The organism is Mycolicibacter hiberniae (genome assembly GCF_010729485.1).
GTDB classification, from domain to species: domain Bacteria; phylum Actinomycetota; class Actinomycetes; order Mycobacteriales; family Mycobacteriaceae; genus Mycobacterium; species Mycobacterium hiberniae.
Genome location: NZ_AP022609.1, coordinates 1,116,293 through 1,135,082 on the forward strand (window position 1 = coordinate 1,116,293; position 18,790 = coordinate 1,135,082).

The 18,790-nt window shown below is 67.6% G+C and carries 17 protein-coding genes, 1 tRNA gene and 1 pseudogene; 9 read left to right on the forward strand and 10 right to left on the reverse strand.

The window, feature by feature from the left end:
• From G6N14_RS05200 to G6N14_RS05215, 4 genes are read right to left on the reverse strand one after another with little or no spacing between them, the layout of a single operon-like run.
• On the reverse strand, positions 1–1,332 hold the full coding sequence (locus G6N14_RS05200) for an ABC transporter substrate-binding protein (protein ID WP_085135905.1): 1,332 nt from the start codon (positions 1,330–1,332) through the stop codon (positions 1–3).
• Entirely contained in the window at positions 1,329–2,141 is an 813-nt protein-coding gene (locus G6N14_RS05205; RefSeq protein ID WP_085135904.1) for a carbohydrate ABC transporter permease, read from the reverse strand. Before G6N14_RS05205 ends, G6N14_RS05200 begins: the two co-directional genes overlap by 4 nt.
• Positions 2,128–2,982, reverse strand: coding sequence for a carbohydrate ABC transporter permease (locus tag G6N14_RS05210; protein WP_109559818.1), 855 nt, complete (start codon positions 2,980–2,982; stop codon positions 2,128–2,130). The genes G6N14_RS05205 and G6N14_RS05210 overlap by 14 nt, the downstream gene beginning before the upstream one ends.
• 26 nt (positions 2,983–3,008) lie before the next feature.
• On the reverse strand, positions 3,009–4,025 hold the full coding sequence (locus G6N14_RS05215) for a DUF2804 family protein (RefSeq protein WP_163787062.1): 1,017 nt from the start codon (positions 4,023–4,025) through the stop codon (positions 3,009–3,011).
• A gap of 62 nt (positions 4,026–4,087) precedes the next feature.
• Here G6N14_RS05215 and G6N14_RS05220 point away from each other — a divergent pair, with 62 nt between their 5' ends.
• The 3 genes from G6N14_RS05220 (at position 4,088) to htpG (ending at position 8,972) form a co-directional block, all read left to right on the forward strand.
• The gene (locus G6N14_RS05220; RefSeq protein ID WP_085135901.1) at positions 4,088–5,602 is read left to right on the forward strand and encodes a TldD/PmbA family protein; all 1,515 of its coding nucleotides are present in this window, start codon (positions 4,088–4,090) and stop codon (positions 5,600–5,602) included.
• Complete coding sequence (locus G6N14_RS05225; RefSeq protein WP_085135900.1) at positions 5,599–6,966, forward strand: metallopeptidase TldD-related protein; 1,368 nt, start codon at positions 5,599–5,601, stop codon at positions 6,964–6,966. The genes G6N14_RS05220 and G6N14_RS05225 overlap by 4 nt, the downstream gene beginning before the upstream one ends.
• A 74-nt stretch (positions 6,967–7,040) precedes the next feature.
• The gene (gene htpG, locus G6N14_RS05230) at positions 7,041–8,972 is read left to right on the forward strand and encodes a molecular chaperone HtpG (RefSeq protein ID WP_085135899.1); all 1,932 of its coding nucleotides are present in this window, start codon (positions 7,041–7,043) and stop codon (positions 8,970–8,972) included.
• A gap of 10 nt (positions 8,973–8,982) precedes the next feature.
• On the opposite strand, the gene G6N14_RS05235 is transcribed toward htpG, so the two are convergent.
• Complete coding sequence (locus G6N14_RS05235; protein WP_085135898.1) at positions 8,983–9,987, reverse strand: zinc-binding dehydrogenase; 1,005 nt, start codon at positions 9,985–9,987, stop codon at positions 8,983–8,985.
• Between the two features lie 85 nt (positions 9,988–10,072).
• Positions 10,073–10,936, reverse strand: coding sequence for an alpha/beta fold hydrolase (locus G6N14_RS05240; protein ID WP_085135897.1), 864 nt, complete (start codon positions 10,934–10,936; stop codon positions 10,073–10,075).
• Positions 10,937–11,043: 107 nt separating this feature from the next.
• Here G6N14_RS05240 and mddA point away from each other — a divergent pair, with 107 nt between their 5' ends.
• Both mddA and G6N14_RS05250 read left to right on the forward strand, forming a co-directional pair.
• A complete protein-coding gene (gene mddA, locus G6N14_RS05245; RefSeq protein ID WP_085135896.1) occupies positions 11,044–11,772 on the forward strand; it encodes a methanethiol S-methyltransferase in 729 nt (242 codons plus the stop codon).
• A gap of 90 nt (positions 11,773–11,862) precedes the next feature.
• Positions 11,863–11,939 (forward strand) — tRNA-Ile (locus tag G6N14_RS05250).
• 59 nt (positions 11,940–11,998) lie between these two features.
• On the opposite strand, the gene G6N14_RS05255 is transcribed toward G6N14_RS05250, so the two are convergent.
• The gene (locus G6N14_RS05255) at positions 11,999–12,757 is read right to left on the reverse strand and encodes a PE-PPE domain-containing protein (RefSeq protein ID WP_085135928.1); all 759 of its coding nucleotides are present in this window, start codon (positions 12,755–12,757) and stop codon (positions 11,999–12,001) included.
• Here G6N14_RS05255 and G6N14_RS05260 point away from each other — a divergent pair.
• Together G6N14_RS05260 and G6N14_RS05265 are read left to right on the forward strand one after the other, a co-directional pair.
• Positions 12,744–12,947 (forward strand): hypothetical protein, encoded by a 204-nt coding sequence (locus G6N14_RS05260; protein WP_133054916.1) that lies wholly within the window; start codon positions 12,744–12,746, stop codon positions 12,945–12,947. The two genes, G6N14_RS05255 and G6N14_RS05260, sit on opposite strands and share 14 nt — an antisense overlap.
• A gap of 143 nt (positions 12,948–13,090) precedes the next feature.
• A pseudogene (locus G6N14_RS05265) lies at positions 13,091–13,270 on the forward strand (IS481 family transposase); the annotation flags it as partial.
• An 89-nt stretch (positions 13,271–13,359) separates the two neighbouring features.
• Here G6N14_RS05265 and G6N14_RS05270 read toward each other — a convergent pair.
• Positions 13,360–13,560, reverse strand: a complete 201-nt coding sequence (locus G6N14_RS05270; protein WP_085135895.1) for an excalibur calcium-binding domain-containing protein — start codon at positions 13,558–13,560, stop codon at positions 13,360–13,362.
• A 243-nt stretch (positions 13,561–13,803) separates the two neighbouring features.
• On the opposite strand from G6N14_RS05270, the gene G6N14_RS05275 reads away from it, so the two are divergent.
• Both G6N14_RS05275 and G6N14_RS05280 read left to right on the forward strand, forming a co-directional pair.
• Positions 13,804–14,718 (forward strand): hypothetical protein, encoded by a 915-nt coding sequence (locus tag G6N14_RS05275; RefSeq protein WP_085135894.1) that lies wholly within the window; start codon positions 13,804–13,806, stop codon positions 14,716–14,718.
• 190 nt (positions 14,719–14,908) lie between these two features.
• Entirely contained in the window at positions 14,909–17,092 is a 2,184-nt protein-coding gene (locus G6N14_RS05280; protein ID WP_133054915.1) for a phosphoinositide-specific phospholipase C-related protein, read from the forward strand.
• A 33-nt stretch (positions 17,093–17,125) separates the two neighbouring features.
• On the opposite strand, the gene G6N14_RS05285 is transcribed toward G6N14_RS05280, so the two are convergent.
• Together G6N14_RS05285 and G6N14_RS05290 are read right to left on the reverse strand one after the other, a co-directional pair.
• Positions 17,126–17,752 carry a hypothetical protein gene (locus tag G6N14_RS05285; RefSeq protein WP_133054914.1) on the reverse strand — a complete coding sequence of 209 codons (627 nt, stop codon included), beginning with the start codon at positions 17,750–17,752 and terminating at the stop codon, positions 17,126–17,128.
• 271 nt (positions 17,753–18,023) lie between these two features.
• Positions 18,024–18,734: a cutinase family protein gene (locus G6N14_RS05290; RefSeq protein WP_179960807.1), complete on the reverse strand. Its 711-nt coding sequence runs from the start codon at positions 18,732–18,734 to the stop codon at positions 18,024–18,026.
• Between the last annotated feature and the right edge of the window lie 56 nt (positions 18,735–18,790).

Sequence of the window (18,790 nt, forward strand, 5' to 3'; positions counted from 1 at the left end):
TTACCGGCGGGCGGCGGCGTTGGCGGCGTCCTGGGCGTCATGCAGGGCAGTGCCCACGTCGGAGCGGCCGAGGAACATGTCGTCGAAATAGGGTTTGATGGCCTGGTTTCCGGCGGGAAACCCGGCCCCGCCACCGGGCGCGGCGATTCGGGGTCCGTCGAGTACCGCGAAGAACGGCGTGATGTCGACACCGCGCCGGCGCCAATAGTCGAAGTAGACCCGTTGGGCGCTGAGCACCGCCGGTATCGCCGCCCCCTGTCGCCCCAGGTACGCGTTGCCGGCACTGCTGCCGAGCCACGCCAGGACTTCCCGCACCGCTGCCGGGTGCCGGGTGGCGGCGTTGGCCACCGCCGCGATCCCGTTGGTGACGCTGACCCGGCCCACCGGCCCGGCCGGCAACATCGCCACCCCCCAGGGGAACCGGGCCCGCTCGGCGATCGCCGCCAGGCTGTAGGTGCCGGACTGAAACAGCGCCATCCGGCCGGCCAGGAACTGGTTGCGGGAGAAGTCCCCGTTGGTGTTGGTCTCCGATGCCGGCGGCGCCACGTGATCGGTGTTGATGAGGCGCACCAGATAGCTGAAGGCCGCGACGGCAGCCGGGTTGTCGAAGGCGAACGCGTCACCGCGCTGAAAGACTCCGCCGGCTGAGCCGAGGTAATTCAGGTAGATGCCCTGCGGATCGTTGGCGGCGTTGTATCCCCACTGCCGGATACGGCGCTCGTCGAAGCCCGGGGTACCGGCGCTGCGCCCGGCACTGTCCCGGGTGAGCCGGGCCAGCAGCGGGCGCAAGGTGTCGTGCGTGCCCTGCGGGTCCCAGCGCAGCCGCCCCAGCACAGCCGGGTCGACCCCGGCGGCGGCCAGCAGATCCGCGTTGTAGAACACCGCGATCCCGGCGTCGGTCAGTTGCGGAACCCCCCACAGCGTGCCGTCGCGGGTGAACTGCGCGACCACCGAGGGCTCCCAATCCGGGTCCGCCGCATCGATGCTCAGCAGCCGGCCGCTGTCGGCGTACCCGGCCAGATAGGCGTTGGAGAGCCAGAAGATGTCGTCGGCGCCGCCGCCGGCGACGTCGGTGCGCAGCGTGTCGAAGTAGGTCCGGTAGGCGACGACGTTGACGCGCACCTCGATGCCGGGGTGACTGCGGCTGAACGCGGCCAGCGACTGGCGGTAGGCGGCGGCCACCTGCTCGTCCCACAGTCGGACCGTCACCACCGTCGCCCCGGACGCTGCGGGGCTCGCTCCGCGGTCGAGCAGTACCGCCGCCGCGCCGAGCAGCGCCGCCAGTGCCACGATCGCCGCGGCGAACGCGGTGGAGTACCGCGGCCGGCTCACTTGATCCCCGTGACGACGATCGACGCCACGATGCGGCGCTGAAACACCATGAACAGCACGATCAGCGGGATCATGGCCACCGTGGTCGCCGCCATCACCAGCGTCCACTGGGCGTCGTAGCGGGACTGCAGCGCGGCGGTCGCCACGGTGAGCACCCGCCACTTGTCGCCGCTGGTGATCACCAACGGCCACATGAAGTTGTTCCACTGCGAGACCACGGTGATCAGGCCGAGGGTGACCAGAATCGGTCTGCTGGCCGGCATCATCACGTGCACGATCACGTCCAGCGTGTTCGCGCCGTCCAGGCGCGCGGCGTGGATCAGATCGTTGGGCACGGTACGGAAATGCTGGCGCAGCAGGAAGATCGCGTACGGAGAGCCGAATACGAAGGGCAGCACCAGCGCCCAGAAGGTGTTCCGCAGGCCGGTTTGCGCCATCATCAGATACAGCGGCACCACCGTGACGGTGGCGGGCACCATCAGGGTTGCCACATACACCCAGAACAGCTGATCGCGACCCGGAAACTCCAGGCGCGCGAACGCATAGGCGGCCAGCACCGAGCAGGTCAACTGGCCCAGCACGATCACCGCTGTCATCAGCGCCGTGACCGCGGCCGCCCGGCCGAAGCCGGCGCCGGCGAGGTCGGCGTAGTTGTCCAGTGTCGGCGGGTCGGGCCAGGACAGCGGGGTGCCGGTGGCGAACTGGCGGGCCGGAGTGAACGACGTCAGCACTCCCAGCCCGAAGGGCGCCAGGGTGATCAGCGCGCCCAGGGTGAGCAGCGCATACACGGCAGCGTTACGTGAGGTCATAGCTGACCCGCCGGCCGAAGGAGAGCTGCTGGAGCACCGTCACCCCGACCAGCGCGGCGAACAGCACCAGTGCCATCACCGCGGCCCGGCCGATGGTCGCGGACCCGAACGCCTCGTCATAGATGCGGTGCGCGATCAGGTCGGTGCGTCCGCCGGGTCCGCCCCCGGTCAGCGCGTAGACGGTGTCGAAGACCTGCGCTGCGCTGACCACGCCGGTGACCACGACGAAGAACATGGTGGGGCGCAGCATCGGCAACGTGACCCGCCAGAACCGCTGCCATGCGTTGGCCCCGTCGATCCGTGCCGCCGACAGCACCTGGGTGGGGATGGCCAGGATGCCGGCCAGGAAGAACAGCGCGACGTAGCCGACATTGGTCCACACCACCACCGCCGAGGTCACCGGCAGCGCCAGCCCGGGATCGGTCAGCCATTCGATGCGGTGACCCAGCACGGTGCTCACCGCGCCGTCGGTGGGGCTCAGAATCCAGCGCCACAGCACCGCGATCGCCAACGGTGCGCAGATCCAGGGCAGCACGTACACGGTGCGGTACACGCCGCTGCCCGGCAACCCGCGGGCCAGCAGCATCGCCACCGCGAGCCCCAGCACCGTCTGGACCGGCACGACGAACGCAACGAAGAGCACAGTCACCACAAGGGAGTTGCCGAACACCGGATCGGTCAGCACCGACCGCCAGTTGTCGGCCCCCACATAAGTGATCGGCCCCAGCAGATCCCAGCGGTGCAGACTCAGCCACACCACCACCAGCATCGGCAGCAGCAGGAAGGTGACCACGCCGAACAGGCTGGGGGCCAGCAGCGCATAACCCAGCGTCGGACTCATCGGAGCAGCGCGGCGCTGACGTGGACTCAAAAGCGGGCCTTCATCCGCTCAAGCACCCCCGGCACGTGATCGAAGGCGAAACACTCTCCGGCCAAGGATCGCACTGTTCCCCGGTAGGTTCCGCTGAGTTGCCAATAGTCGATGCCGGCGGCCACCAGGTTGGCCTTGACCGCTTTGCGGCCCGCCGGCGTGAACGTCACATCCAGACGATCGTCACGGTCGCGCACCTGCGCGCTCGACAGCGGCTCGTCGGATGCGAAGGCGAACTCGACTCCCGCGAGCGGCTCGACACCGCCGGGAACCCAGTTGCAGGACTCGTCGTCGTCGTCGCTGAGCTCCTGCCGCTCGACGAAGTTGGAACCGACCACACCACCGGCAATGTGCACGGCAAACGTGCCCCACGTCCACGTCGTCGAATACGGGAACTGCGAACGATGTTCATCGAGGATGGCGAAATCGCGGGCCGGGTCGAAGACGTAGCTGCGGTCACCGACCATGAGTGTCCCGCCGGCCGGAAAGGGCTGCTTGAACGTGTAGTAGTCCATCGCCGACGTGAGCCTGGCGCTGAGGCTGAGCGGCGGTGCGGCCCCGGCGAGGTAGAGGGTCAGCGCACCGGTGATCGCCGGCCCACGCCGGTCGGCCGCACAGTCCATCCGCACGGTGATCGTGCCGGCTGGAGCATCGAAGGCGTAGTCGAGTAGATAACGTCGGGTCTTGACCCGGCAGCGGCCGCCGTTCAGCAGGTCGTCGGGCAGGCCCAGGCTGGCGCCCCGGAAGCGAGCGCTTTTCTCCACCAGAACACCGGTGGCCTGATCACGGACGAACAGCTCCGACGACGCCAGGTACTTGACGTCCTGCATGATCATCGCGCCCGACATCTCGGGATGGATCAAGCCGAAACCGATCCACTCCTTGAGCCGAAACTCCCGCCACAGACGCGCGACACCGCGGTGCGCGTCGACGGGATTGACGTCGCGGACTCGCCCGTCGAAGCGGCCGTAGTGGCGAACACCGTCTTGAACCAGTCGCTGCGGCGCAGTCACGCCGTGATCATTATGGACACCTATTCCGAGGTCAACCTCCGGCACGTCGTTACGGTGGACGGGTGAGCGCGAACCGGGGGATCGACACCGAGTTTTTGGACCTGCCCCGCCACGAGTTGGCCGACGCCGCGTTGTCGGCGGCCAAAGCGGCGGGCGCCGAGCACGCCGACCTGCGTATTCACCGGATCGCCACCGAGGTCATCCGGCTGCGCGACGGTGCCCTGGAAACCGCCGTGCTCAACCGCGAACTGGGCTTCGCCGTGCGGGTGATCGTCGACGGCACCTGGGGCTTCGCCTCGCATGCCGAACTGGCGCCCGGCGTGGCCGCCGAGACCGCCCGGCGTGCGGTGCAGGTCGCCAAGACGCTGGCCGTCCTCAACGCCGAACGGGTCGAGCTGGCCGCCGAACCGGTGTACCGCGACGCCAGCTGGGTCTCGGACTACCGGATCGATCCGTTCGAGGTGCCGACGGCCGACAAGATCGCCGTGCTGCAGGACTACTCGGGCCGGTTGCTGGCCGCCGACGGCGTGCACCACGTGACGGCCGCGCTGACCGCGGTCAAGGAGCAGACCTTCTACGCCGACACGTTCGGCTCGTCGATCACCCAGCAGCGGGTGCGGCTGATGCCGGTGTGCGACGCGGTCACCGTCGGTCCGGACGGTTTCGACTCGATGCGCACATGCGCGCCGCCGACCGCACGCGGGTGGGAGGCGGTCGCCGGCGACGAGGTGTGGGACTGGTCGGGCGAGCTGGCGGAGATTCCGGTGCTGCTCGCCGAGAAGGTGAAGTCGCCCAGCGTGGCGGCCGGGCCGACGGACCTGGTGATCGACCCGACCAATTTGTGGCTGACCATCCACGAATCGATCGGCCACGCAACCGAATACGATCGAGCGATCGGCTACGAGGCGGCCTATGCCGGGACGTCGTTCGCCACCCCGGACAAGCTCGGCACGCTGCGCTACGGCTCGCCGGTGATGAACGTGACGGCCGACCGCACGGTGCCCTACGGGCTGGCCAGTGTCGGCTACGACGACGAAGGGGTGGCCGCTCAGAGCTGGGACCTGGTGCGCGACGGGCGGTTCGTGGGCTACCAGCTCGATCGGGTGTTCGCCCCCCGGCTGGGCCAAGCCCGGTCCAACGGCTGCTCCTACGCCGACTCCCCGCATCACGTTCCGATCCAGCGCATGGCCAACGTGTCGCTGCAGCCCGGAACCGATGGCCTGTCCACGGCCGATCTCATCAGTCGGGTGGACGACGGCATCTACATCGTCGGAGACCGGTCCTGGTCGATCGACATGCAGCGCTACAACTTCCAGTTCACCGGGCAGCGTTTCTTCCGGATTCGGGACGGCCGGCTCGACGGGCAGGTGCGCGACGTCGCCTACCAGGCGACCACCACGGAGTTCTGGAACGCGATGGAGGCTGTCGGTGGGCCGCAGACGTGGCGGCTCGGCGGGGCGTTCAACTGCGGAAAGGCTCAGCCCGGTCAAGTGGCCGCGGTCAGCCACGGCTGCCCGTCGGCGCTGTTCCGGGGGATCAACGTGCTCAACACGCGCAGCGAGGGGGGTCGGGAATGATCGGGCCGCAAGACGTCGTCGACACCGCGCTGGCAGCGGCCCGCAGCGACCGGGCCGAGACCATCGTGCTGGTCACCGACCGGACCGAGGCATCGTTGCGCTGGGCCGGCAACTCGATGACCACCAACGGGGTGTCGACCAGCCGGACCACGACGGTGATCTCGATCGTCACCGACGACGAGGGATCGCGCGTCGGTTCGCTGAGCTCGGCCGAGGTGGACCCCGCGCTGATCCCCGAACTGGTCGCGGCGTCGGCGGCGGCGGCCGCGCAGGCACCGCCGGCGCGTGACGCTGCGCCGCTGCTGGGCGGCACCGACGTGCCCCAGGACTGGGACGCGCCGGTGCCCCAGACCGGCGCGGAGGTGTTCACCGAGCTGGCAGCCGGACTGAGTCGCGGCTTCAAGGGCGCCGAGGCGCTCTACGGCTTTGCCCGCCACGAGGTGGCGACCACGTTCTTGGCGTCCTCGAGCGGACTGCGGCGGCGTTTCACCCAGCCCACCGGGACGGTGGAGATCAACGGCAAACGCGACGGCGCCAGTGCCTGGGCCGGGATCAGCACCCCGGACTTCGTCGACGTCCCGACCGATTCCCTCCTGGAGCAGCTGGGGACGCGGTTGGGCTGGGCGGCACGCACCGTCGAGCTGCCGGCCGGGCGCTACGAGACGCTGATGCCGCCTTCGACGGTGGCCGACATGATGATCTATCTCGGCTGGACGATGAGCGGCCGCGGAGCTCAGGAAGGCCGCACCGCGCTGTCGGCGCCCGGCGGCGGTACTCGGGTGGGGGAGCGGCTGACGGAACTGCCGCTGACGTTGTACTCCGACCCGCACGCGTACGGGCTGGAGTGCGCGCCGTTCGTTGCGACCGCCACGTCCTCGGAGACGGCGTCGGTGTTCGACAACGGCCTGGACATCGGGTGTGTGGACTGGATTCGCGGCGGGGTGATCAACGCGCTGGCCTATCCGCGGGCCGCGGCCGCCGAGTTCGGTGCCCCGGTGGCCCTGCCTGCCGACAACCTGTTGATGACGGGCGGTTCGGCCAGCATGGACGAGATGATCGCCTCGACCGAGCGCGGGCTGCTGCTGACCACGCTGTGGTACATCCGTGAGGTCGACCCGACCACGCTGCTGCTGACCGGGCTGACCCGCGACGGTGTCTATCTGGTCGAAGACGGCCAGGTGAGCGCGGCGGTGAACAACTTCCGGTTCAACGAGAGCCCCCTGGACCTGCTGCGCCGGGCCACCCAGGCCGGGATCGCCGAGCCGACGCTGCCGCGCGAGTGGGGTGACTGGGCGACCCGGGCGTCGATGCCGTCGCTGCGCATTCCCGACTTCCACATGTCGTCGGTGAGCCAGGCGCAGTGATGCTGGCCCTCAACTGAAGCTCGTCTTCGGCCCCCTCGGCATCGCGACGAATCCGTCGGTAAAATTCGGCTCTTATGAGCGAACGTGTGGAGCGGCTGGAGTTTCAGGCTGAGGCTCGTCAGCTGCTGGATTTGATGGTCCACTCGGTGTACTCCAACAAGGACGCGTTCTTGCGGGAGCTGATCTCCAACGCCTCCGACGCATTGGACAAGCTGCGGCTCGAGGCCTTCCGCAACAAGGACCTGGAGGTCGACACCTCCGATCTGCACATCGAGATCGACGTGGACAAGGCGGCGCGCACCCTGACGGTCCGCGACAACGGCATCGGCATGTCACGCGACGAGGTGGTGGATCTGATCGGCACCCTGGCCCGCTCCGGCACCGCCGAGCTGCGCCAGCAACTGCGGGAAGCCCGCGACGCCGAGGCGTCCGAGGAACTGATCGGCCAGTTCGGGGTGGGGTTCTACTCGGTGTTCATGGTCGCCGACCGGGTCGAGATGGTCACCCACAAGGCCGGTGAGAGCGAGGCGGTCCGGTGGGAGTCCAGTGGTGATGGCACCTACACCATCGAAGCGGTCGAGGACGCGCCGCAGGGGACGTCGATCACCTTGCATCTCAAGCCCGAAGACGCCGAAGACGCGCTGCACGACTACACCTCCGAGTGGACCATCCGCAGCCTGGTCAAGAAGTATTCCGACTTCATCGCCTGGCCGATCCGGATGCAGGTGGAGCGCCGGACGCCGCCGGCCGAGGAAGGCGGCGAAGAGACGGTCACCGTCGAGACCCAGACGCTGAACTCGATGCAGGCGCTGTGGGCGCGGCCCAAAGACGAAGTCTCCCAAGAGGAATACAACGAGTTCTACAAGCACATTTCGCACGCCTGGGACGATCCGCTCGAGGTCATCGTGATGAAGGCCGAAGGCACGTTCGAATACCAGGCCTTGTTGTTCATCCCGTCGCACGCGCCGGTGGACCTGTTCAACCGGGACGCTCACGTGGGCGTGCAGCTGTATGTCAAGCGCGTGTTCATCATGGGCGACTGCGATCAGCTGATGCCCGAGTACCTGCGCTTCGTCAAGGGTGTCGTCGACGCAGCGGACATGTCGCTGAACGTCTCCCGGGAGATCTTGCAGCAGGACCGGCAGATCAACGCGATCCGCCGGCGGCTGACCAAGAAGGTGCTCTCGACCATCAAGGAGCTGCAGTCGCAGCGGCCCGAGGACTACCGCACCTTCTGGACCGAGTTCGGTCGCGTGGTCAAGGAAGGACTGCTCTCCGACTTCGACAATCAGCAGACCCTGCTGGAGATCAGCTCCTTCGCCTCGACGCACAGCGACTCCGAGTCCACCACCCTGGCCGAATACGTCGAACGGATGAAAGACGGTCAGGAGCAGATCTTCTACGCCACCGGCGAGTCGCGTCAGCTACTGCTGAAGTCGCCGCATCTGGAGGCGTTCAAGGCCAAGGGCTACGAGGTGCTGCTGCTGACCGACCCGGTCGACGAGCTGTGGGTGAACACCGTCGCTGAGTTCGACGGCAAGCCGCTGCAGTCGACGGCCAAGGGCGAGGTGGACCTGGACTCCGAGGAGGACAAGGCCGCGCACGAAGCCGAGCGCAAGGAACAGCAGAAGGATTTCGCCGACCTGATCTCCTGGCTGGAGCAGACCCTGGCCGAGCACGTCAAAGAGGTTCGGCTGTCGACGCGGCTGACCGAGTCCCCGGCCTGCCTGATCACCGACACCTTCGGGATCACTCCGGCATTGGCGCGCATCTACCGCGCCAACGGTCAGGATGTGCCGGTCGGAAAACGCATCCTGGAGATCAACCCGGCCCACCCGCTGATCACCGGTCTACGGCAGGCGCACGCCGAGCGCAGCGAGGATCCCGGCCTGGCCGAGACCGCGGAGTTGCTCTACGGCACAGCGCTGTTGGCGGAGGGCGGCGCACTCGAGGACCCGGCGCGCTTCGCCGAGCTGCTGGCGCACCGGCTGGCGCGCACCGTCTGAGCCGGGCCGGTCAGGGCACCAGCACCACTTTGCCGACGTTTTCGCGGGCCGCCAGAATACGGTGGGCCTCCGGGGCGTCGGCGAACGGCACCGCCGCATGCACCACCGGGGCGGCGATCCCGTCGGCCAGCGCCGCGGTCAGCGGGGTGACCCACGGGCCCAGCGTGCCGCGGTCGTCCCACAGTCGCAGCATGTTCAGGCCGATGACGGTCTTCGACTGCTCCATCTGGGTGATCAGGCTGAATCCGCGCAGCATCGCCGCCGCCTGCGGCGCCGCGCGCAGCAGTGAGCGTTTCTCGCCCTGCTGCAGCGACGAGAGGCCGTAGGCGACAAGGCGTCCGCCGGGACGCAACAGCGCGAACGAGCGCCGCAGCGACGTGCCGCCGAGCCCGTCGAGCACGATGTCGTACGGCGGCAGGCCGCGCCACCAGCCTTTGCGGCGATAGTCGAGCGCCCGGTCGATGCCCAGCGCGGTGAGCTGGGCGTGCTTGCCCGGCGACGCGGTGCCGTGCACGACCGCGCCGGCGGCCTTGGCCAGCTGGATCGCCGCGATGCCGACCCCGCCGGCCGCGGCGTGCACCAGAACCCGCTCACCGGGCTGCAGTGATCCGTAACCGTGCAACGCGGCCCACGCCGTCGAGTAGTTGACCGGAATCGCTGCGCCCTCTTCGAAACTCATCGACGGCGGCAGCGTCACCGTGTCGGCGGCGTTGGCGTTGACGATCTCGGCATAGCCGCCGAAACGGGTGCCGGCCAGAACCCGCTCGCCGACGCGGGCCGGGTCCACACCCTCGCCGACGGCCTCGATGACCCCGGCGACCTCATAGCCGACCACGGCGGGCAACTTCGGCGCATCGGGATACAGCCCGACGCGGGCCAGGTGGTCGGCGAAGTTCACCCCTGCCGCGCGGACCGCGATGCGCACCTGGCCGGCCGCCGGCGGGGGCGGGTCGGGGCGATCCTGTACCTGCAGCACCGACGGGGGACCGTGCTTGGTGATGACGACGACGCGCATGGGCCTCAGCCTATTGCCGGCGGCGCCGGCACGGGGCCCTGAGCGTCTTTCGCGCCAGTGTCAGCCGGAACCGAAGCGGTTGCGCTCAGGAGCCGTGGCGGGCCAGGAACTCCAGGATGGCGTCGGCGAAGACGTCGTTGCGGTCCCCGGCGACCATGTGCCCGGCGCCGGCGACGTCGACGAACTCCACCTGCGGAAAGCGGGCCAAGAACTCCTCGGCGTTGGCGGCGCTGACCAGGTCGCTGAGTTGGCCCCGCACCAGCAGCATCGGAACACCGCCGTCGAGGATGGTGCGCACTGCGGCGTTGAGCCGGTCGACGTCGTGGATCTCCATCGGCCCTTGGTGCTCGGGGCCACGGATGAACTCCGGGTCCCAGTGCCAATACCAGCGGTCGCCGCGCCGACGCAGGTTGGTGGTGAGGCCCTGGAGGTCGGCGGGGCGGGGCCGGTGCGGGTTGTAGGCAGCGATCGCGTCGGCGACCTCGTCAAGGGAGTGGAAACCGGATTCCATGTTCTCGGCCATGAAGGCCTGCACGCGCTGGGCGCCGGAGGCGTCCATATTGGGCACGATGTCGACCAGCACCACCGCGCTGGCGGCCCCCGGCGCCAATTCGCCGGCGAGCAGCATTGCGGTGCACCCGCCCAGCGAGGCACCGACGAGCACCGGGTCTGGCGGCAGCGTGCGCAGCACCTCGTGGACGTCGGTGGCGAAGCTGACCAGGCGGTAATCGCCCTGGTTCGCCCAATCCGACTCGCCGTGGCCGCGCAGGTCGACGGTGACCGCTTGCCAGCCGCGTGCGGCCACCGCCGCGGCGGCCCGGCCCCAGGATCGGCGGGTCTGCCCACCGCCGTGCAGGAACACAACGGCGCGGGCGTCGGGGTCACCGTGGCGGTCGGAGATGATCCGGAGATCGCCGGGCGTGTGGGTGACGAACGTTTCCGCGGTCATCTTGGGATCGTAAGCCGAGGCCGGTCGGTGCCCATCAGACGGCCGGTGGAACCCCTATCGAGCTGCGGATATGCGAGCTAGACTGGCTCATTCCCTAGGAGCGCGCCATGGCCCGTCACCTCGCCCTCGTCTACGGGGTGCTCAACTACCTGGTCTTCCTCGCCGTCTTCGGCTATGCCGTCGGGTTCGTGGGTGATCTCGTGGTGCCGCGCACCGTCGACCACGGGCCGCAGGCGCGCCCGGTCGCGGCGCTGGTCATCGACGTGTTGCTGCTGAGCCTGTTCGCCGTGCAGCACAGCGTGATGGCCCGGCCGGCGTTCAAGCGATGGCTGACCCGAGTGGTGCCGGTGAGTATCGAGCGCAGCACCTACGTGCTGGCCTCGAACGTGGTTCTGGCCCTCTTGTTCTGGCAGTGGCGTCCGATCACGGCGGTGGTCTGGGAGGTGACGGCGCCGGCGGGCCGGACTGCGTTGTGGGTGCTGTTCTGGCTCGGCTGGGGGATAGCCCTGGTGTCGACCTTCCTGATCAGCCATGTCGACCTGTTCGGGCTGCGCCAGGTCTACCTTGCGTGGCGGGGCCAGCCCTACACCACCGCCGGGTTTCGGACGCCGATGCTGTATCGGCTGGTGCGGCATCCGCTGATGCTGGGCTTCCTGATCGCGTTCTGGTCCACGCCCCAGATGACCGCCGGCCACCTGCTGTTCGCCGCGGCGACCACCGGCTACATCGCGATCGCGGTGCGCTTGGAGGAGGGGGACCTGATCCGGTTGCTCGGCGACCAATACCGGCAGTACCGCGGCGAGGTCCCGATGTTCGTTCCGCGGCGGGTGCGCTGACTCCTGCATCAGTGGCAGCGGGAAGCGCCGCACCGCCGTGTCGTCTACGGCCCCGGCGGGCGCTAATGTCATGGTCGCCAGATAGACCAGGGGGCGGTAGCTCAGTCGGTTAGAGCCGCGGACTCATAATCCGTTGGTCGTGGGTTCGAGCCCCACCCGCCCTACCATGAATCGTCCGCGAGGCGTACTTGAGCCGAGTGTCGGGCGCAGTACCCTCATCGGTGCATCACACCGCAAAGAACGAGTTGAACAGCGCTTGGATCAGTTCACCGGTGTCGAGGGTGGGAATATCGTTGAACGTGGTCATCCCGTCGACAGTCGTGGTGGCTGAGTCGATCTGGTCTGCCGTCAAACCGAAGTAGACCTGATGAATCGCCAATCCGTACAGCAGGTCTTGCCAACTCGTGTTTCCCAACAGCAGGTCCCACCAACTTCTGCCCAAGTTGTCTGCGAAGACGTCGCCTTGGATGTTGAATACCTCGGTCGGGTACAGGTCGGTGGGGACAGCAGCGGGGTTGGCGCCGAGCATCACGAAACGTAAAGCGTCGGTGGGGACGCCGGCTTCGGAGAGTTGCTCCTGGGCGTAGGAAGCGATGAGGCTGCTCTGGGAGTAGGTGAAGATGGTCAGCGGGTCGGTGCAGACGCCCGAGACGTCGCAGCCCATCTCCCCGGCGTCGTAGTCGGCGAGGATCGCATCGACGAGGATCGCCTGACCCTGCGGAACGCTGTTCAAGAAGTCCCAGCTGTTGGGCATGGTCAGCGGCAACGTCGACGCCAGGGTGCCGTTGTAACCCAGCGGTTCGAGGTACAGGTCGATCCCGTTGCTGATGTAGTTGGCACTTGGTGTCGGGATTCCGGTCGGGCCCAGGACCAACGCGTCGGTTGAGCCGTAGAGGAATTCGTAATTGTCGTTGGCGGCGGTGGCTGCACCGGCCAGGCCCAGCGCGGCGCCACACAGTACGGCGCCGAAGATGATCTGCTTCATCGATCCCCCCTTGATCGCAAAAATCACTGACGATGTCGCCAAGCTGATTGGACGACAGGTGATCACGCCGTTCGACATGCCCCCGAAGATGTCGAATCGTGCGCTACGCCGTCCGTCGGCAACTGACAGAATTATTGCAAGCAGCGTCAATTTAGTGGGGCGAATCAAGATAGTCGCGGAAAAAAATTGACGAACGTCAGTGCCCTTGGCGTGTTGGGCTCGGGCGCCGCGGGCCCGTCGTACGGGCTCGCCCCTGCGGCGTCGGCGCCCGGTACCGCGGTCCGGCTCGCAGGCCGCATACCGAAAAATCCCCCTTCCCGCGGTTGACCAGCGCAGCAAGTCAGCGTAAGAACCCACCACGCCGGCTCACGCTGCGACGTCCACATTGACGGGGATCTGCTGCGGTTTTACATCGGCGCCGATTTGGTCAAGACCGCAGCGCGGACCAGTCGCGGCGAGGTTAGAAGCCGACGGGCCTTCCGCGCCCGCGAACAGGCCCAATCACTAACCTAGAGTGCCGAGGATCAACCGAAGAAGATCCATCAAGGATCAACCGACGTTGAACAGCCCTACCAGGAAAACTTCGCACGGCTAGGGCGTGTTCAGCACTCGCAGCCGAGGCCGTCGTTGTCGCGGTCCAGCTTCGATTGGTATTTGTCCGAGGTGGCCGGAATGTCGCAGTCACCGTTCTGCCGTGCTTCGGTGCAGTTGCGGTAGGGGACGACCTCCGCGGTGGCCACGGGAGTTACGGGCATGGAGACGATGCCCGCCCCAGCAGCGAGGGCCAGTAAGAGTGCGCGCATGATGCCAACCTCCCTCATAGCGTGATGTACCGGATTCCAGGCGGATCATATTTCGGCGCCGGCCAGGTCGGCAGGAGAACGGCGGGTTTGGTGCGGTCCGCAGTCCGCATGGAGGCGGCAGGCGACCTCCGCCCGGTTCTCGCCATGCAGATTGACCGCCACGCTGCAAAGCCCGGCGCGTTTCTCCTCGCTGACCTGCGTTCCTGGAGTTACCGTAGTGGCTCCAGTCATGAAATGAGTGTTGTGGGATCAGTCAGCCGCCACCCCCGTATCGCCGTCGGCATCGCAGCCCTGGCCGCCGGTGCCCTCGTCATGCCGCCGTCGGTGGCGCCGCCCCCGCCGGCTGTCCTGCGCGCAGTGGAGTTGGTGGCCAACCCGCTGGATCCCTACGTCGACCTGGTCACCAACACGTTCGACAATCTGGTCACCATCGGCGGGCACTGGCTCGAAGACCCGCTGCCCACGGTGGTGCAGCTGGTCACGAACTGGTTCGACTACGCACAGCGGACTTTCGAGGCATTCGGAGCCACCGCCCAGTCGTTTGTCGACGGCCTGATCAACCTGCCTGGCCAGCTCGAAACGCTCTTCGATGCCATCTCATCGAGCGATATCACGGCGGCGTTGGGCCAGGCGATCATCATCGTTATCAGCGCGTTTCCGGTGCTCGGGCTGGTGGACCGCCTGATGGCGATTCCTATCGAGATCGTGGGCAACATCGTCAGCGCGGCTATGGCCACGCTGCATGCGGTGCAGGTGCCGGTCGGGCTGGCGGCGCTGAGCTCGGTGCAGGCGGCGTTCACCGAGGTGGGAACGCTTGCCCGCGACTTCATCGACGATCTGTCCTCCGGGGATATCGCCGGTGCGCTGGTCGGGTTGATCGGTGCGCCGGCCCAACTTCTCGACGCGTTCCTCAACAGTGAAAGTCCCGGCCTGGCAGGGCTTCTCGCCCCGTTTGAAGATATGAACCAGTCGGGTTTCGTCGACGCACTGGTGAACTACCTGCCGCGGGCCGTCGCCGAATCGATCGGCGCCCCCTACTCGCCGCTCGCCGAACCGCTCATTCCGGATATCGCAGACGTAGCGCTCGCCGATCCGCTGCTGCCGGACGTCGCCGACGTCGCGCTCGCCGACCCGGGCGACCTGCTGCCCGAGTTCTGAATCTTCCGCGATGACGCCCGGCGGACCCCTGCTCGGGTAAATCGGAGCCAAGTTAACCCGAAGAACGCATTGCGCTTGTTCTGTGATCGTGTCGTGTTACGGGTGTGATTTTTGTTGCCCATTGTTACGGACGTTGCATGAGTGTTCTGAGAGCGAGTCGGTGTCGTAACCGAATAAGGAGCTTTGGTTCGTGGGTCAAGGGGCAGTTGAGCGATCTCGGCGCCACCTGGGGTGGGCCACCCCGGCGGGGACCATCAAACGCCGACTGCGCCAGATGGCCGTGATCGCCGTTCTCTCAGTGTTGTCCGGCGGAGCGGGCATCGCCTCGGGTGTGCCGGCGGTGCCGTTCGCGTCGAGCGCCCAGGTGCAGAACGTGATGGCCGTGACGACCACCTCCACCCCCGTGACGGCCGGACTGGTGGCCACCCCGGCCAACCCCGCCGCCCAGTTCACGATCGTCACCCCGCCTGCGCACGGCACCGTGACCGTCAGCGACGCCACCTTCACCTACACCCCGGCCACCGGCTATGTCGGCACCGACGCCTTCAGCTACACCACGGCCGATGACGCCTCGTTCTCGAACCCGGCCACCGTGGGCATCCAGGTGGTGTCCGAGTCGTCGGCGCCGCCGTCGCTGGCCACCGCCTGCACCGACCTGGGCCCGGCGTTCAATCCGGTGTGTACGGCGATCGGCGATGTCACCGATCCGCTGGTACAGGCTTGCAGCACAGTCGGTTCGGTTGCGGCCTGCAGCTGGTTCGGCGGCAACAAGCACGGGCTGATCAGCGCCTGCTTCGACGTCGCCACCGGCCAGCTCGCCACGACGTGCAAGGTCCTTGACGCCGCGGCGCAACTGGTGGCCAGCCAATGCCGGGTGATCAACGGCCCGATCAACTACTGCGCCCTGCGCGGCGGCAGCCCCATCGGCGACGCCAGCGTGCAGAAGTACCTTGCCGGGCCGGTGCACCGGGCGCTGGTTCAGCAGTACCGGCTGACCCTGGACCTACCCCTGCGGGAGGCCCAGCTGCCGTCCACCCACAACTCGTACAACTACACCAACGCCAACATCCCGCCGACGCTTTCTGGCATGGACCCCGACCAGCTGTACTCGGTGGTCAACCAGCTCGACATGGACATCCGGGCACTGGAGATCGACGTGCACTGGTTCACCAGCCTGGGCGCGCCCGGCGGTTACGCGCCCATCTTGTGTCACGGCTTCGACAATCACCTGGGCTGCACGTTCGAACGCACCGCGGCGTCGGGCTTCCAGGAGATCCGCCGCTGGCTGGACGCTCATCCCGACCAGGTGATCGTCCTCTACATCGAGAACCGCCTCGACGACCCGGTCGACGACGTCACCAAGTCGCTGCCCGCCGGTGCCGCGGTCATCGAAAGCACGCTGGGTAACACCTCGGCGCGCGACCTGCTGTTCCGGCCCGCTCAGGTCCAGGCCGGCGCCACCTGCGCCACCACCGGGATACCCCTGGACGTGAGCCTGGCCGATATCAAGGCCTCCGGAAAACAGGTCCTGCTCTACACCAGCGGATGCGGCCGCGACCCGGGCTGGGATGCGCTGGGCTTCAACGACAGCAACGTCGTGGAAAAGGGCCAGCCGGTCACCGTGCAGTACCCGGACTGTTACTTCTCCCGGGCGCAGTTCGACACCAACTGGACGCGCTTCTTCGACTCCAACACCCTGGTCGACGTGCTCGCCGGCGGTGGGGCCTTCCAGCCGATGTCGGGGGAGGCCATTCACGAGATGATGCGCTGCGGCACCAATGCACCCGGCCTGAACTTCGTGGACCCGCAGAGCGATCAGCTGGGTGGCTTCGTTTGGAGTTGGTCCTACGGCCAACCGCTCTCCAACGCCACTCAGCAATGCGCGGTGCACAACGGTTCCGGCCGCTTCCAGGCCGAGTCCTGCGGCCAGAACATGCCGTACGCCTGCCAGGGTCCCGACGGCTGGCACGTCAGCTCTGGGTCCGGCCAGTTCGGTGGCGGCACCGTTGGCTGCATCGGTCACGGCTCATTCGCCGTGCCGCGCAACGGGTATCAGAACGAACAACTCAAGGCGGCCAAGGCGCAGGCCGGCGTCGAGCGGGTCTGGCTGGCCTACACCGCCGGCAATGACGGCAACTGGACCGCGGGCACGGCCGCCCCGGCCGCACCGGCGTCCACGCCGGCGCCGACATCGCCGCTGACCCCGACATTGCCGCTGACCCCGATGACCCCGACGGAACTGCTGACCCCGATGTCGCCGGCGTCCCCGCTGACACCGTCGGCTCCGCTGGTACCGCCGGCCCCCGTCCCGCCGGCTCTGCCGCCGATGCTGATGACCCAGCCCGGAGCGCCGCTGACGGGACGGGTGTCGTGAGTACTGCCGGGCGGGGCTTGCCCACCCCGGCCCTCACAGGCCGACGAGGTCGAGCAGGCCGTCGCCCAGCAGTGCAGGGACTCCCAGGAACACCATCGCCGGCAGCATGACCAACAGGTCGTCGACGCCCGCGAATGTGCGATACAGGCTGTCGGCGATGTCGCCTGCGAAGAAACTCTGCACGGCTGCGCTGAGCTCGTAGACGCCCGCTTGGAACAACTCCGTCAGGCTGGGAACCAGCGTCGACCAGTCCGTGAGTGGCGGGTTGACGGCGAAGTCGCCGGCGAAGGTCAGGTAACTTCGGAAATTCTGGCCCAACACACCGCCCACCGCAGCCAGCAGGATGTTCTCCGGGATAGCGGGAAAGAGATTGGCGCCGGCTGAGGCGAAGTTTCCCGCGGCTCCCACAAGGTCGAGTTCGAAAAGGTCCGACAGGCCCTCTTGGACTTGGCTTCCCGCGAGGGCCAGATTGACTCCCAACGCCGGCAAGAGATCTGCGGCCGTCCCCCCGGGATAGGGGAGGATGGTGAAATCGGCTGCGCCGGCGGTCAGCTGGACCACGGCCTGGCTCACCTGCGGGGATGGGGGGCCGGCGGCGAGAAGGCTGGCGCCGGCCACGACAGCGGCTACTGCGGCATGTGCGCGAGGGGCGTGTTCCATGCGGTGGCCTCCTGGCGAAGTTAACGGATAAACTGCCCGCTTTCACGAACGTAGCGTTGGCGATTGCTTATCGCAACATGAAAGCCCCATCGGTTTCAGTTGAGATTCACCTGTGGGCGCTTCCGGCTGTGGGTGACGAAAAGTCATGCCCGGCGCCGGCGCCTGCGCCGGCGGTAGCGGTGGCATCCCAGGGTGAGAAAACCCGGCCTTGATTATCCGAGCGAGCGGGCCGGGATGCCGCGGCCTGGGCGGCGACGCAACAGATACCGGGCTAGAGCTTTCCGGCGACGAAGTCAGCAGCCTGGTTGACCATGCCCGACGAGATGTAGGCGCTGGCCAGGTGCTGCGGCCAGTTCTCCTGCCAGGTGTTGGGGTCGGCGGGATTGCAGACCGGGTCGGCTCCGTGGCACTGCTCGATGGTCCGGTCGTTGTAGATCGGGTTGAAGTTCGTGATGGGGCCGACCCATTGGCTGCCGTTGCCGAACAGTGCGACGGCGGCGATGTGCTCGTCGGCGCCCGGGGGCAGCGGATTGTTGAAGCCGAACGCGGAGAAGGGGACCGCGAGCACCACGTCGGTGACGGCGGCGCCCAGCGAGTATCCGCCCGGCACGATGCGGGTGTTGGGGCAGCCGTTGATCGTGTTCTGAATGTGGGCGCTCATGTCGTTGGCGCCCACGTCGATCTCATTGTCGGCGGGGTATTTCACCGCGTACATGCTGACGTTCTTCGACGTCTTGGCGCGCAGGGCGCTGACGAACGCGTTGCCCACCGCACCGGCTCCGGGCGATTCCAGGCGCCCGCGGGCGAACACCACCTCGACATCGGGGCAGGCCGCGGCGGCCGGGGCAGCCGCCCCGGGCATCCCGGCCGGAATCACGACGGGCGCGGTCAGCAGGGCAGCCGCCAGCACCGTTCCGGAGCCGGCGATTCGCAGTCGGCGGGCCGAGGTATCGCTCACGAAATGGATAGTAGTGCGTTGCATCGTCTCGTCGCCACCGCAGCAGAGCCCGGTCGGCGGGGGCCGTCGGCCGTCGTCGA

Excerpts from the sequence above, each read along its gene's own strand:
- G6N14_RS05205 (WP_085135904.1), bottom strand. The coding sequence starts at position 2,141 with ATGACCTCACGTAACGCTGCCGTGTATGCGCTGCTCACCCTGGGCGCG.
- G6N14_RS05210 (WP_109559818.1), bottom strand. The coding sequence starts at position 2,982 with ATGAGTCCGACGCTGGGTTATGCGCTGCTGGCCCCCAGCCTGTTCGGC.
- G6N14_RS05225 (WP_085135900.1), top strand. The coding sequence starts at position 5,599 with ATGATCGGGCCGCAAGACGTCGTCGACACCGCGCTGGCAGCGGCCCGC.
- htpG (WP_085135899.1), top strand. The coding sequence starts at position 7,041 with ATGAGCGAACGTGTGGAGCGGCTGGAGTTTCAGGCTGAGGCTCGTCAG.
- G6N14_RS05235 (WP_085135898.1), bottom strand. The coding sequence starts at position 9,987 with ATGCGCGTCGTCGTCATCACCAAGCACGGTCCCCCGTCGGTGCTGCAG.
- G6N14_RS05240 (WP_085135897.1), bottom strand. The coding sequence starts at position 10,936 with ATGACCGCGGAAACGTTCGTCACCCACACGCCCGGCGATCTCCGGATC.
- mddA (WP_085135896.1), top strand. The coding sequence starts at position 11,044 with ATGGCCCGTCACCTCGCCCTCGTCTACGGGGTGCTCAACTACCTGGTC.
- G6N14_RS05260 (WP_133054916.1), top strand. The coding sequence starts at position 12,744 with ATGATCTGCTTCATCGATCCCCCCTTGATCGCAAAAATCACTGACGAT.
- G6N14_RS05255 (WP_085135928.1), bottom strand. The coding sequence starts at position 12,757 with ATGAAGCAGATCATCTTCGGCGCCGTACTGTGTGGCGCCGCGCTGGGC.
- G6N14_RS05270 (WP_085135895.1), bottom strand. The coding sequence starts at position 13,560 with ATGCGCGCACTCTTACTGGCCCTCGCTGCTGGGGCGGGCATCGTCTCC.
- G6N14_RS05285 (WP_133054914.1), bottom strand. The coding sequence starts at position 17,752 with ATGGAACACGCCCCTCGCGCACATGCCGCAGTAGCCGCTGTCGTGGCC.
- G6N14_RS05290 (WP_179960807.1), bottom strand. The coding sequence starts at position 18,734 with ATGCAACGCACTACTATCCATTTCGTGAGCGATACCTCGGCCCGCCGA.